12 protein-coding genes and 1 tRNA gene are annotated in these 13,187 nt (G+C 55.5%); 6 read left to right on the top strand and 7 right to left on the bottom strand.

Annotation, left to right across the window (positions count from 1 at the left end; all coding sequences use genetic code 11):
• Positions 1-32 precede the first annotated feature (32 nt).
• The gene (locus tag RE6C_RS14870) at positions 33-422 is read right to left on the bottom strand and encodes a hypothetical protein (RefSeq protein WP_236618229.1); all 390 of its coding nucleotides are present in this window, start codon (positions 420-422) and stop codon (positions 33-35) included.
• A gap of 281 nt (positions 423-703) precedes the next feature.
• Between RE6C_RS14870 and csrA the strand changes: the two genes are divergently transcribed.
• Positions 704-916: a carbon storage regulator CsrA gene (csrA, locus tag RE6C_RS14865; RefSeq protein ID WP_007327053.1), complete on the top strand. Its 213-nt coding sequence runs from the start codon at positions 704-706 to the stop codon at positions 914-916.
• A gap of 164 nt (positions 917-1,080) precedes the next feature.
• Positions 1,081-1,153: transfer RNA gene (locus RE6C_RS14860), tRNA-Glu, on the top strand.
• 136 nt (positions 1,154-1,289) lie between these two features.
• Here RE6C_RS14860 and RE6C_RS14855 read toward each other — a convergent pair.
• A complete protein-coding gene (locus RE6C_RS14855) occupies positions 1,290-2,627 on the bottom strand; it encodes a hypothetical protein (protein ID WP_008657765.1) in 1,338 nt (445 codons plus the stop codon).
• Between the two features lie 111 nt (positions 2,628-2,738).
• On the opposite strand from RE6C_RS14855, the gene RE6C_RS14850 reads away from it, so the two are divergent.
• Positions 2,739-3,158 carry an RrF2 family transcriptional regulator gene (locus RE6C_RS14850; protein ID WP_007327055.1) on the top strand — a complete coding sequence of 140 codons (420 nt, stop codon included), beginning with the start codon at positions 2,739-2,741 and terminating at the stop codon, positions 3,156-3,158.
• A gap of 61 nt (positions 3,159-3,219) precedes the next feature.
• Here RE6C_RS14850 and RE6C_RS14845 read toward each other — a convergent pair whose 3' ends face one another.
• Genes RE6C_RS14845 through RE6C_RS14825 form a run of 5 tightly spaced genes read right to left on the bottom strand, consistent with a single transcriptional unit; the run spans position 3,220 to position 7,970 of the window.
• Positions 3,220-4,677 carry a DUF2201 family putative metallopeptidase gene (locus tag RE6C_RS14845; protein WP_008657762.1) on the bottom strand — a complete coding sequence of 486 codons (1,458 nt, stop codon included), beginning with the start codon at positions 4,675-4,677 and terminating at the stop codon, positions 3,220-3,222.
• Positions 4,674-5,768 (bottom strand): AAA family ATPase, encoded by a 1,095-nt coding sequence (locus RE6C_RS14840; RefSeq protein WP_008657760.1) that lies wholly within the window; start codon positions 5,766-5,768, stop codon positions 4,674-4,676. Before RE6C_RS14840 ends, RE6C_RS14845 begins: the two co-directional genes overlap by 4 nt.
• Positions 5,769-5,806: 38 nt before the next feature.
• Positions 5,807-6,487, bottom strand: coding sequence for a hypothetical protein (locus RE6C_RS14835; RefSeq protein WP_236618228.1), 681 nt, complete (start codon positions 6,485-6,487; stop codon positions 5,807-5,809).
• 17 nt (positions 6,488-6,504) lie between these two features.
• Positions 6,505-7,263 carry an exodeoxyribonuclease III gene (locus RE6C_RS14830; RefSeq protein WP_236618227.1) on the bottom strand — a complete coding sequence of 253 codons (759 nt, stop codon included), beginning with the start codon at positions 7,261-7,263 and terminating at the stop codon, positions 6,505-6,507.
• 8 nt (positions 7,264-7,271) lie between these two features.
• Positions 7,272-7,970, bottom strand: a complete 699-nt coding sequence (locus RE6C_RS14825; RefSeq protein WP_173401794.1) for an AIM24 family protein — start codon at positions 7,968-7,970, stop codon at positions 7,272-7,274.
• Between the two features lie 238 nt (positions 7,971-8,208).
• Here RE6C_RS14825 and RE6C_RS14820 point away from each other — a divergent pair, with 238 nt between their 5' ends.
• The 3 genes from RE6C_RS14820 (at position 8,209) to RE6C_RS14810 (ending at position 13,186) form a co-directional block, all read left to right on the top strand.
• A complete protein-coding gene (locus RE6C_RS14820) occupies positions 8,209-10,935 on the top strand; it encodes a tetratricopeptide repeat protein (RefSeq protein ID WP_236618226.1) in 2,727 nt (908 codons plus the stop codon).
• A gap of 143 nt (positions 10,936-11,078) precedes the next feature.
• Positions 11,079-12,116, top strand: a complete 1,038-nt coding sequence (locus RE6C_RS14815; protein ID WP_008657755.1) for a DUF4159 domain-containing protein — start codon at positions 11,079-11,081, stop codon at positions 12,114-12,116.
• A 74-nt stretch (positions 12,117-12,190) separates the two neighbouring features.
• On the top strand, positions 12,191-13,186 hold the full coding sequence (locus RE6C_RS14810; protein WP_008657753.1) for an AAA family ATPase: 996 nt from the start codon (positions 12,191-12,193) through the stop codon (positions 13,184-13,186).
• The last annotated feature ends 1 nt before the right edge of the window (position 13,187 follow it).

Genomic DNA, 13,187 nt, shown 5'->3' with positions numbered 1-13,187 from the left:
CGGAATTCGCCCGTTTTCTGGCCGTTGATAAATCAACGCTCAGCGGAGTTGGTCGAACAGACGTCTTTTTCAAAACCTTGTAAATCTTGCCATGTTCGATCGGGAATCCGCATCAACGAGAGCGAGGAGAGTTCTCCAAACACCGAAAACAGCGACCTCAGGCGTTCCATCAACAATCGGCGCCCTTCCTCGGATGAACCACGGCCATGCAAGTCAACGTATTGAATGGCCTGACCGTTGTCGTAGACGGTGCCATCGATTTGCCAGCCTTGTGACTGATTGGCCCAGGTAAACGAACCATCCCATTCAAAGAACAGTCCTTCCAGTGCCTCAAATCGGCCTGCGACGGTCTCCATCGACACGTCAAATGCCCCCCGATCAGGTCCGTAAACGTAAGTCTGAAACGTAAAAGCTGCAGTCATCGGATAGAAAATCGCCAATTGAGTCGGGAATGAATTAGAACGCCGAATTTCGTTTTTGCTAGCAAAACGGGGTATTTTGCAATCTGAACCCCTCTCACAAGCGACCACCGAAAGATTTTTCACTGTTTGTCAACCCAGATTTCCTTGACCGAACCGTTTTTTGTCCTAGAGTTGTTGGACCAAGGATCTCTGTCCGTACTCCCTTCCACAACCTGTCCACTATTCGTCGTTGACTAGGCAGTTGTAACTAGGAGGCAGGCGGCCGCAAAAAGGAATGAGCCATGTTGGTACTCTCGCGAAAGAAAAACGAAAGCATCGTCATCAATAACGATATCAAAATCGTTGTGGTGGAAATCCGTGGAGATAAAGTCCGCCTCGGCGTGGAAGCTCCTCGCGAAGTGCCAGTTCACCGTCGTGAAGTCTACGACGCAATCCAGCGGAATAACGAGGCCTTCGATGCGAACGCACCAGCAGATTCGAATGACGTTTCGTAGGTTAATTTCCCGCTCACTGGACGTTCGTGAAGGCACATTCAGCCTCCTGACAATTTTTTTGTTGTCGCACAGCAAATCGGACGCTCGTATCCCTTGACGCCTTCATGCGATCTTGGTTTGATACTCGCCTCGTTGGCACGTCAGCTTTTGTTGGCAAACCGACCGGCCCCTTCGTCTAGCGGTCTAGGACATCGCCCTTTCACGGCGGTAACACGGGTTCGAGTCCCGTAGGGGTCACTGAATAAGCCGTCTGCTTGCAAAAGCTGGCGGCTTATTTTTTGCGCCGACAGAAAGCCGGCCCGACGTCGCTGGACCCTCGGCAACCGGCGGCCAACCAAGATGCGATCGGCCACAGCCACGTCGCTTTCACAAGCTACTGAAAGTCAGGATGGGTCGCTTTGAGAATCTCTAGAATCTCACGACGCATCGTGTCGCTCAGATGCTGGTAAGTCTCCGACTGATCGTCGCCGCTCAGGATGTTTTTCAGCTTCTCCAGCACGCGAGCTTTCACTTCGCTCGGCAACTCCGTGAACGAGTCGGAGTAAATCAGATAGCTGCACGGATATCGGAACAGGCGTGTTTCCAAATCAAGATCACGTAGCGACCGCTGCTCCGAATCTCGCGGGCCCATCGACGCGAATTCTTTAGCGAACGTGGAGGTCCCCGCAACCGAATCGGTCAACGCGAACTCGTCACACATCAACAGGTACTTCAGCACTCGATCTGCGGACGAGTCAATCCGCCGCGTCGCACTCTCACTGATGAAATCAGGTTCGCGTTCGAGCAACTCATTCATTTGGTAGGACTGATGCAGAGCCTGCCGCGTTTCGAAGTTGGCCGCCGTGATCGCGTTGTGCATTTGCGTTTGATGCTCCAACACCATCAACGCCACGATATCGCTGTGCGGCGTCAGATACGAATCCGTGCGAAAAAACTCCCCCAGATCGTCCTGGTTCGCTCCGCTTTCACGGTCCAACTCATGAGCCTCATCGGAGCAAATCACATTGCCCATGTGGCGCATCGAGCCATGGGATCCGGTGACATACCATCCACCCCAACGTTCGTCGAACGGGCTGGTGTGATCCGTCGTGAACGTCCCGCTACCGAGTTTGGGACGCCCCGCCGCATCGGCGAAAACACTGCGAATCAAAAACCCAGGAACGTTCTGAGTTCGCGACGACGCGTGACAAGACAGACACCCGCCACGGTCCCGGACGAACTCGGGTTCTTTTTCTTTGGACTGGGACAAGGTGTAAAAGATCGCACCTTGCTTGGCATCGGTGGAAGCGAACTCCAAAACATCACCGTGCTGGCAATAACCAACGTAGACGTCGTCGTTGAAATACAACGCTCGTGGACGCCGGGGCGAGATTCGATGCAACTGCAGACTGGTCTTCGAAAACACCAACGTCTGCGAACTCAGTGGCACATCAAGGGCCTCGAGAACTGACGGCAAATACCCAAACCTTGGATCGCTGTTCAGTGCCACTTCGCCCGCTTCGATGCGTTTTGCTAGCCTGGCGACGGGATCATTTACCTCAGCATTGAGGTAATCAATCGGTGGACGCTCAAAATCAGGCTGTGCCGATGCCGAGGACGCCATCCAAAAGACCAAGCAAAACAGCCCGCCACTGATCACCCGCAATTTTGCTGCGGTAATTGACCGGCCAAGGGCGGATGGAGCGGCACCATTTGAATGCAGCGAGACCATAGAAGATTGCTCGTACGTGGGTTCCAGCTTAAACTCTTATTCGTACACCTGACTGTACAGAATCAATATCTGCATTTCAACATGTAGATTTCAAATTCACAGCAAACAACTATGCTTTCCAAAACCGCCGAATACGCTCTTCGCGCCATCGCCTGCATGGGCAGCCAGGTCGGAAAACCAGTCCCGGCGGATCACTTGGCCGAGCAAACCAAGGTGCCTCGGCGATACCTCACGCGCGTACTGCAAGACCTCGGTGCAGCAGGCTTGGTCCGCTCACGCCCGGGTCCCGGCGGCGGTTACGAGCTGTGCGTTCCGACGGACACGTTGACGATCTTGGACGTCGTCAACACGGTTGCTCCGGTCGAGCGAATTCGAAAGTGCCCACTCGGCCTGAAGTCTCACACCGATCTTTGCCCGCTGCATGCAGAACTCGATCGTGTCTACGCCGCGACCGAAGAAGCTTTCCGCGGCGTCACGATCGATGACTTGGTCAACTCAACCAATCCCATCCTGCCACTCTGCGAAAGTTGAAATCGGGCGAATTCACATTCATGCTTGGCTTGCACCCTGCGATCGCACTTCGCCAGCAAACCTAGGTCGAATGAACCGGCGAGCCGAGTCGTGAAGGCTTTAAGAAAGCGACGTGGCCGAGCGGTTTCAAATCCGCAGCGGACTTCCTGAAAGCCGCCTGGGTGTTGAACAACCAAAGGATCCGTGTGTGCCGATTGGTTGGCCGCTTGGGATGGGGCGAATCACCGTCGGTGAACACGACCATTCCGTCGTAGCCGCGATGCTCATCGATGAACTGAGTCACGCAACCCAAGTCGGTGCCGCCTCGACCGGTGACGCTGATGTCGCGTCGCGCCGACCGAAACGTCAGCGGTTCGCAGCGAACCTTCGTATCAAACCAAACCACATCGATCGAGCGAATTCCATACTGGAAAAACCGATTGATGATCGAGAATCCATTTTGCAAATCACGGTGGCTCATCGAGCCCGAGACATCCACCGCGAAAAGCAACCGCGTGGTGAAGTCATATCGGCTGCCCATCTGGGCGAATCCGTAGCGGCGACTTGGACGCATTCGAGTCAGTCGGCGATCGACCGACAGAACACTTTGACGGAACTGCCGCAGGATTGACCGGTAGTCCAATGGCGGCCGAAGCGTTGCCAGCAAACGTTCTTGAGCATGCCCAGGCAAGGTTCCCCAACCACCATTCTCGGCTGCGTCGGCCACGGCGGATTTGATCTCTTCGTGCAGCAAATCATCCGCATCCCACTGGTCCGCGTTTTCCGAACCCGTTTGGCTTGGATCAACATACGACTCCAGGTCACTGCCCGCTGATGAGTCCGCAGCGTCTTCCATCGAAGGCGAATCGGGCGTGGGCTCATTCGATTCGGCCGCGGAGCCTTCAGCTTCTACCGACGACTCAGCACCGGTTTCGTCCTTCCGCTCGGCCGCCGCATCGCTTCCCGAATCGCCAGCATCACCTGATTCGTCGCCCGGGACTTCATCCGTATCGCCCGTCTCCTCCCCGGGTTTTGAATCCTCCGGCTGCTCCGGTTCCGGAGTTGCATCCTCCGGCGGATCAGGTCGATCGCCTTCCCGTTCGGCGAGCTGCCGATAGTAATATTCAAAGTACTGATGATCGTGCGTATCGCTGCCCAAGACTTCCCGTGGTCGCGGCATCGGCAACTTGCTGCGCAAGCATTCTTGCACAGTCAGGTTGCTGGCCGAATACGACAGTTCGGTTTTGGGTTGGCGTCTGGCATAAGGATGCCCCAACAGAATTCGCATCGCTTCGAACCGAAGCACATCGCCAAGTTCGTCTTGCTTGAGCGACGAGATAAACGCGGGATTGAACTCAACGCGACCGTGAGCCACTCGCAGCGTCGCGATCTCGGGTTTGGCCACGACTTCGTGCAGCGTCCAAGCGGCAAACAATAACGGATCAACGAGATACCAACTCTCAACGATGCGAGTGATTCGCTCCCGCGCCTTCGCATCTCGTTTCGATTCGGTTTTGCCGGAGGCCGCTGCGTCGCTCACTGAATTCGGATTCCGTCGACGTATTCGGTCAGCAAGGTCGTCAGCTCCATTGACTCCGCAAAGAACTCCATCGCCGGTTCGTACTTCGGCTGATCCGTCATGGAAACCAAATGGGCGACCGCTTCATCCAACTTTCGTTTGCGAAGCAGCTTCAGGTAGCTCAGCATTCCTTTCAGAGCCCTCGTTCGATCCGCATCGTCGTAAGGATCGCCCACCAAGTGAACGAGCAATTGTTCGTTCAGCATCAGCAGTTCACCCAGAGCCATCTTCTCGATCGCTTTCCGGTGCTTGCTAAACCGCAACAACACTTGATCGGGCGACACCTGCAATCGCGAGGCAAGGCTTCTGCGGAACGCCATTGCCGCGGGTGATCCCACCACACCGGCAATCAGCTTAACGTGCACCGGTTCGATCGTTTCGACGCCTTGGAGAATATTGGACACGCGAGCCCATCCACGGCGGTCGGGTGTTTTAACCAATCCCGACATCGAATCCACATCCTCCGCCGCGGGCGAGATCCCTTCGCCATCCAGATACTGAGGCTGCTGCTGGACAAATCCGGTCACTCGGTCATCCACTTTGTGTTGATCAGCCCACAACAACCAATCGTCGACCGTCGGAGCGAACTGATACAGGTTGAACCGCGAAACGAGAGCGGGGTCGAGATCGGTCAGCTGATACTCATCGCCTTCGTTGACCGCCGAGATGATCACACTGCCTTCTGGCAAGCGTTTTCCCGCAAGTGTCTTGTTCAGCGCGAGTTCCATCACCGATTGCAGGATTTCTGGTCGAGCCCGGTTGAGTTCATCCAAGAAAAGCACAATCGGTTCCTCACCCGTTGGCCACCAAAACGGAGGCAGAAACTCGCTTCGGCCAGACTTCTCGTCCTTGTGAAGCAATCCAATCAAATCGCCCGGATCGCTCATTTGCCCCAGGAAGAACGGCACCACGCGCATTCCGCGAGACGAAAAGTGCTCGGCGATGATTTGTGATTTCCCGATTCCATGCCGCCCCACCAACATGATGTTTTGATCAGGCGGAGTGATTTCGAGCAACTGAATCAACTCGTGAACATCAACTCGAACAGCCAAAGGAATGTCTCAATCAACGTGGAAATCAAAATCAAAAATCACTCTTCGTACCGAATCCATTCGGTTCGCCAATCGGCCTGCATAAATCCGATCATCTTGAACCGCAAACCGTCGTCGTACAGGGACCGAAGCGTCCGGATCGTTTCTTGCAGTTGCGGCAAAACCTTCTCGAATCGCGTGAACGGGATGTGGATCTCGATCATGTGTTGACTCGATAACTTCACAAACAGACGCAGTTTTTGCGTGTCCATGCTGGTCGCGAAGTCAAATTGTTCTTCTTTGGCCAGTGCCTTGACGCGAGCGACGATCGCCTTGGACTTCATCGAACGGACTTTTGCACGCTTTGCTTCACCCGCGTGCCGCTTGACGTACCGTCGGAGAACTTCCGCCACCAAGCTTTCCACCTCGCCAAAGTCACTAATTGGGCCAGCGATTTCGCGATCAAACTTTCCAAACACGCATTCGAGTTCACCTTGGTCGTTGCGTTCCAAACGTAGTTCGTCGGACCGATAATACGTCTGCGATGCATTTGGGTCTGGGATCGTGAACCGCACCCAAGTCGGCGATCGCGAATCTCGATCGCCGGGGTGATTGGTCAACCGCACGCCCTCGATTTTTTCCAACTTTGCTCGCCACTCTTTGATCAGCGCCGCGCGTTGTCCTGGATCGATTTGAATCGGTGACTCACCCGAGAAGTGCTCTCGAAAGAGCTTTCGCACGGAGGGCAGCGGCAACTTCACGTCAGGGTCAACTCAACGGGGCAATGGTCCGAACCGTGAATTTCGCAGCGAATCTGTGCATCGGCCACACGATCCCAAAACTTCTTCGCAACCCAAAAGTAATCCAAACGCCACCCAATGTTTCGGGCTCGAGCGTCGCTTCGATACGTCCACCAAGAATAGTGGCCCGGGCCATCGTGGAATTGCCGGAACGAGTCAATGAACCCTGCCTCAGTGATGGCGTCCAAGCCCGCGCGCTCTTGATCGCTGAAGCCCGCGTTCTTGCGATTGGCCTTCGGATTTGCCAAATCGATCTCCTTGTGGGCGCAGTTCACGTCGCCGCAAAACAAAACCGGTTTGCGACGATTCAATTTTTTGACGTAGTCCAGAAACGCTTCGTCCCACTGCATTCGGTAATCCAACCGAGCCAAGCCTCGCTGTGAGTTCGGCGTGTACACGTTGACCAGATGAAAGTCATCGAAGGTTGTCGTCAGCACGCGGCCTTCGTTGTCGTGCTCTTCGATGTTCAACCCCTTGGTGACTTTCGATGGCTTCACGCGACTCCAAGTGGAAACGCCTGAATACCCACGTTTGGTCGCAGTGTTCCAAACCTGGTGGTATCCAAGTTCATCCGCCCAAGACAAATCGACTTGCTCGGGCTCCGCTTTCGTCTCTTGCAAACACAGCACATCGGGCTGTTCACTCTCGACAAAGTCACGAAAACCTTTGTCCATCGAGGCACGGATGCCGTTGACGTTCCATGAAATCAGTTTCAACGTTTCAATCAACTTTGGTTTTGGAACACAACTTCTTCGTAAGGCTGAACCACCACGAAGCCATGTCCTTGGAAAAGAAACTGCAACGATTCCCCTGAACCGCGACCGAGCATTGTCTTGAACTGCACATCGGTCTTGAGTTGAGGTTCCAGTTGCCCGGACCACAGCACGGTTGCATTCGGGTCCGTCACGACAGGTTGATGAGGTGTGACCGGCAACGTGATCGGATCGTAGTGACTGGTGATCGCGACCATGCCCGTGCCTTCCAAGCGGATGTTGAACAACCCACCGGCCAACATCGCGGTCATCTTCTTCATCATTTTGATGTTGTAGTTCAATGACATTTCGAACGCGAGGAGGTCGTTTCCGTTGACGCAGATCGCTTCGTTTTGCAGCTCGAGGATGGTGATTTTCTTTCCGCTGTCGGCGCAGAAAACGGAGCCTTTGCCACTGACTTTCGTGAGCGCCGTGCCTTCGCCGGAGACCGCTTTCTTCAGCAGATTGCCCAATCCCTGCGACAGAATTCCTTCCCGCTCGAACTTCACATTGCCCGTGTAGGCGATCATCGAACCCATCTTTGTCCACACCTCGCCGTTGAGGTTGATGTCCAACATTCGGTCCGATTCCAGTTCAAACAGTCCCTGATTGAGGTCTTTGTCCCGCGTTTTTTCCAAGAAGCGGTCGAGGGAATAGCGTCTTTCACTCATCGTGAGATCCTTCAGGTCATGGTGATAAAAAGAGAACAGCGTCGGACTGCACGCCCACAACGCCATTGAACGCGTCGAGAAGGTGCCACACCAACGGCAGTGTAGCGATTCCAGCGGAACCGGTTGCGTCTCGGAGGGTTTCATCCGTGCGAGCGGGTTGCTGAGAGCGTAGAATCATCCTACCGATGATTTCCAAATGCGATCTCTCCCGCCTGCGTTCCCAACCACGCACCAAAGCATGAGACCTGTCCTAGTGAATGCATCTCGCTTCCTTGTTGACAACCAACGCGACGATCAGCTTCTCGAAGTGATCGCCCTCGGCCATCGTTCTCATTCGCCAAATGGCCGATTCCGCCGGGCCGTTTCTGCGACAGCCAATTGTCTGCTCGTCGTTTGCATTTTGTTTGCAGCATCTCTCACACCCGCGTCCGTTTTCGCGGCCAGTTACGACGACGCGGTGCAGCAATTTCGAAACGGCCAGTACGACGCCGCCGCAACGACTGCCGCAGCGGAAGTCGAGCGAGGCGTCTGGAGCGAACGTTGGCCGCGGTTGTTGATCCAGTGCCAACTCACTCAAGGTGACTACGCCGACGCTCTGCAAACCTATCGTGAAGCCCTGAAGCGATACCCGACCAGCATCGCACTGCGGTACATGGGACTGGATGTTTTGCGGTTCAATGGCTTGCACGATGAAGTCGGCACGGCAGAAGCGGACTTGTTCGCACAAATGCAACGTGCTTTCGCGGGATACATCACTCGCGACAACCTGATCGCCGCGGGTCGCTTTCTAACGGGACGTGGCGAAGACGCTCGCGAGGTTTTGGAAATGTTCTATGACCGGGTGCGTGACCGCGACCCGGAATACCTGGACGCCTATTTGGCCACCGCCGAACTGGCGATTCGAAAAGGTGATTTCCAGGTCGCTGCGAACACGCTTCAAGAAGCATTGAAATTGGAGGAAGAAACTCCCGACCTGCATCATTTGTTGGCCAAGGCGTTGGAATCTAGCGATGGCCAGGCCGCTGGCGAACAAATTGCAATCGCACTTCGCATCAACTCACAACATCTGCCTTCGCTGCAATGGTTGGCCGAACGAGCAATCGATCGCGAACGATACGACGAGGCCAAAGACATCGCGAACCAAATGCTTCAGATCAATCCACATGAACCATCGGCATGGGCATTGATGGCGGTCATCTCGCACTTAAGAGGCGAATACGACGTCGAAAAATTGATGCGTGCCGCGGCCTTGTCGACCTGGGAACAAAACCCAAACGTCGATCACCTGATCGGTCGAAAGCTTTCTGAGAAGTATCGTTTTGCCGAAGGTGCCGCGTATCAAAACCTGGCACTCGACTCCGATCCGTTGCACTTGGCCGCCAGCTTTCAACTCGCGCAAGACATGCTGCGACTGGGCGAGGAAGAGATCGGTTGGGAAATCGCGGGGGAGGTGGCCAAAGCAGATCCATACAATGTGGTTGCGTACAACTTGATGACGCTACGCGACCGCACCGCGAAGTTCACTGTGCTGAAGCAAGACGGCATCCAAGTCCGAATGGACGCGATAGAAGCCAAGCTTTATGGCGATGCCGTGATGGACTTGCTTTTGGATGCCAAGCAAGTCTTGTGCGAGAAGTACGACGTGATGCCGGACAAACCGATCTTGGTCGAGATCTTCCCGCACCAAAACGACTTTGCCATTCGCACGTTTGGTCTGCCGGGTGGGGCAGGGTACTTGGGCGTTTGTTTCGGCCGAGTCATCACGGCGAACAGCCCCGCGTCCCAAGGCGAACGGCCATCGAACTGGAAAAGCGTTTTGTGGCACGAGTTCTGTCACGTGGTCACGCTGGAGAAAACCAACAACCGAATGCCACGTTGGCTCAGCGAAGGCATCTCGGTCTACGAAGAACGCCAACGCAATCCGTCGTGGGGCGAGAAGATGTCGCCTCAATACCGATCGATGCTGCTCTCGGACGATCTGACTCCGGTCAGCGACTTGAGCGCGGCGTTCCTTTCGCCGCCATCCGCGATCGCGTTGCAATTCGCTTACTACGAATCGTCTTTGGTGATCGAGTTTCTGATCGAACAACATGGTCATGACGCTCTGCTGGCAGTGCTTGATGATTTGTCGGCGGGCATCCCGATCAACGATGCCTTGACCCGGCACACTGGATCGCTGCAACGACTCGACGCTCAGTTCGATACTTACGCGAAAAAACGAGCCAACCAATTCGGAAGCCTGGTCGATTGGTCACGCGACACGCTGCCCGAAAGCGGTGATTTGGCGACTTGGAAAGGTTGGATTCGAGCGAACCCGACCAACTACTGGGGCCTGCGAGAACTGGCGAAAAGCGCCATCGAAGGAGAGCAGTGGGAACAGGCTCTCATCCCGCTTTGTCGAATGCAGCAATTGGGCGTGCTCACTGGCGAACGCGGCGGTCCGCTGGAATGGCTGGCCCGAGCCCACCGTGAATTAGGCCATGACCGCCAAGAAATCCGAGCGATTCAAGACAATTTGGCACAATCCAGCGATGCTTTGCCGGCTTTGCGGCGTTGGATCAATATTGGCCAATCTGAAGAGCAATGGGAAAACGTTCTGGACGCCTCGCAGCAGGCGCTCGCGATCCAGCCCTTGCTGCCCGAATTCCATCTCGCATCCGCGACCGCCGCCGAAAAACTCGATCGCCACGATTTGGCGGTGGAAGCTTTGTCGGCGTTACTTGCATTGGATCCGGTGGATCCCGCGGCGTTGCACTTCCGTCTGGCCAATGCCTACGACGAACAAAACGAGTCCTTCCCCGCGAAACACCATGCACTGATGGCGTTGGAATTGGCCCCCCGCTACCGAGATGCTCACCGCTTGCTGTGGAAACTGCACCACGTGACATCGGAAGAGAATCCGGCGGACGCGGAACAGAATGATGCCGAGAATGTGCCAACCGTCGAAGAGGAGGAAGCTCTATGACTCCTAAAAACCTCAACCTAATGGGCATCTTGCGAGCACTTGCTCGGGGCAGCGTCCATTCCCATTCACCTCTCCCCCGACCATCGTCGGGGGAGAGATCGGACGCGGCGTTCAGCCGTCGTCCGGGTGAGGGGGCGGATCACATGGCGGTCGAAATCGCTACGCCACAGAACGTCCCATGTCGCTCGGACGCCCCCTCACCCGAGCAACGCCTGAAGGGCGTGCTCGACCTCTCCCCCAATGAAATTGGGGGAGAGGTGACAACTGCGTTCACGGTCGGTGACAAGACGCAAACCCGCCAGCAATCCACCCCTCTAACCTTTTCTCACAAACCGTTCGGCCATCGTCGCTGGATTTTGGCCGCGTTGATTGTCTTGATGGGCGGGGCTGCGTTTGCCCAACGAGGTTACTGGGGGCGCCGCAACCGATCTCTTCCCGCCGACCGCAATGGTGTCCCGACTTGGGAAGTCGATCCGCGATTCCCCAAGGACTGCTTCACGTTCGTTCGAATCGAATACGATTCCTACGGCGGACGTGGGCGAGGTGGCGGAGGCTGCTGGACCGACTATCCCGACAGTGATCTCAACTTCTCACTTCGATTGCAACAACTCACCTCCATGAAGGTCAATCCGGATCCGGTTGTCCTGCGACTGACCGACGAAGAACTGTTCGACTACCCATTCATCTACATCATCGAACCCGGTGGTCTCGTCTTCTCTGACGAAGAAGTGAAAGCACTCCGCAAGTATTGCCTCAACGGTGGCTTCCTGATGGTGGATGACTTCTGGGGCGACTCCCAATACGAAAACATGCGGAGCGAACTCAAACGCGTGTTCCCCGATCGCGATCCATTTGAGGTCCCTCTGGAACACGAGATCTTTCAAATCGTTTACCCACTCAAAGAAAAACCTCAGGTCCCCGCGATCAACTCCGCCAGACGCCGCGCCGATGGCAGTGTCGGTTCGTGGGAATGGTCGCGTGACGGAAGCGACACCAGTGTCCCTCACTATCGCGCCATCACCGATGACGAAGACCGCATCATGGTTTTCATCTGCCACAACACCGACTTGGGCGACGGCTGGGAACGAGAAGGCGAAGACCAATGGTACTTCGATGAGTTCTCGGTCAAGAAAGCCTATCCGATGGGCATCAACATCGTGACCTATGCGATGACCCACTGAGTCATTCCTTTGTATCAACCACCGACGGTTCCGACGCTCCTCCAACCCGATTGCACTTCATGACAACGGATACCATGACCCACGAAGACGAAGCCCAAGTGGTGGAGCAAATTCGCGACGGACGAGAGCGAATTGTCCGAGAACTATCCAAGGTCATCATCGGCCAAGAAGAAGTCATCGAGCAACTTCTGATCTGTTTGTTCGCCGGCGGCCACTGCTTGATCACCGGTGCACCGGGGCTCGCAAAAACTTTGCTGGTCAGCAGCGTCGCGAAAATCTTTCATTTGAATTTCCAACGAATTCAGTTCACCCCCGACTTGATGCCAGCCGACATCACCGGGACTGAGATCCTGGAACAATCCGCCGATGGTCACCGGCAACTGCAGTTCGTCAAAGGACCGATCTTCGCCAACGTGATCTTGGCCGATGAGATCAACCGAACACCGCCCAAGACACAAGCCGCGCTGCTCGAGGCGATGCAGGAACATCAAGTCACCGCGGGCGGCCAACGTTTTGAACTGGAAGAACCGTTCTTCGTCTTGGCGACGCAAAACCCGATTGAGATGGAAGGCACCTACCCGCTTCCCGAAGCCCAACTCGATCGTTTCTTGTTCAATGTTTTGATCGACTACTTGCCGCCCAAGGACGAGTTGGCCGTGGTCATGCAAACCACGTCGACCAAGCCGGAACCGATCGAGCCGATCTTCACCGGCGAAGACGTCGCGAGATTCCACGCCGCGGTTCGACGCGTTCCGATCGCGGAATCAATCGCCGCTTACGCCGTGCGTTTGGTCGCCGCGACTCGGCCTGGTCGTGATGGAACGCCAGACTTCGTTAACCAATACGCTTCCTGGGGTGCGGGTCTGCGGGCCGCCCAAACATTGGTGCTCGGTGCCAAGGCGAGAGCATTGCTCAACGGCCACGCTCACGTCCGAACCGAAGACATCCAGGCTCTTGCTCACCCAACGCTTCGACACCGAGTCCTGCTGAGTTATCGAGCCGAGGCCGAAGGTTTCAACGTTGAGAACTTGGTCACACGACTTCTTCAAGAAATCCCCACGGAAGTCTGAT

This window comes from Rhodopirellula europaea 6C, from assembly GCF_000338295.1.
Classification (GTDB): Bacteria; Planctomycetota; Planctomycetia; order Pirellulales; family Pirellulaceae; genus Rhodopirellula; species Rhodopirellula europaea.
This window is presented reverse-complemented; position numbering and strand designations above follow the sequence as displayed.

Bases quoted from the DNA above. Each gene is read 5' to 3' on its own strand.
- csrA (WP_007327053.1), top strand. From the start codon at position 704: ATGTTGGTACTCTCGCGAAAGAAAAACGAAAGCATCGTCATCAATAAC.
- RE6C_RS14815 (WP_008657755.1), top strand. From the start codon at position 11,079: ATGGCGGTCGAAATCGCTACGCCACAGAACGTCCCATGTCGCTCGGAC.
- RE6C_RS14825 (WP_173401794.1), bottom strand. From the start codon at position 7,970: ATGAGTGAAAGACGCTATTCCCTCGACCGCTTCTTGGAAAAAACGCGG.
- RE6C_RS14855 (WP_008657765.1), bottom strand. From the start codon at position 2,627: ATGGTCTCGCTGCATTCAAATGGTGCCGCTCCATCCGCCCTTGGCCGG.
- RE6C_RS14850 (WP_007327055.1), top strand. From the start codon at position 2,739: ATGCTTTCCAAAACCGCCGAATACGCTCTTCGCGCCATCGCCTGCATG.
- RE6C_RS14820 (WP_236618226.1), top strand. From the start codon at position 8,209: ATGAGACCTGTCCTAGTGAATGCATCTCGCTTCCTTGTTGACAACCAA.
- RE6C_RS14870 (WP_236618229.1), bottom strand. From the start codon at position 422: ATGACTGCAGCTTTTACGTTTCAGACTTACGTTTACGGACCTGATCGG.
- RE6C_RS14810 (WP_008657753.1), top strand. From the start codon at position 12,191: ATGACCCACGAAGACGAAGCCCAAGTGGTGGAGCAAATTCGCGACGGA.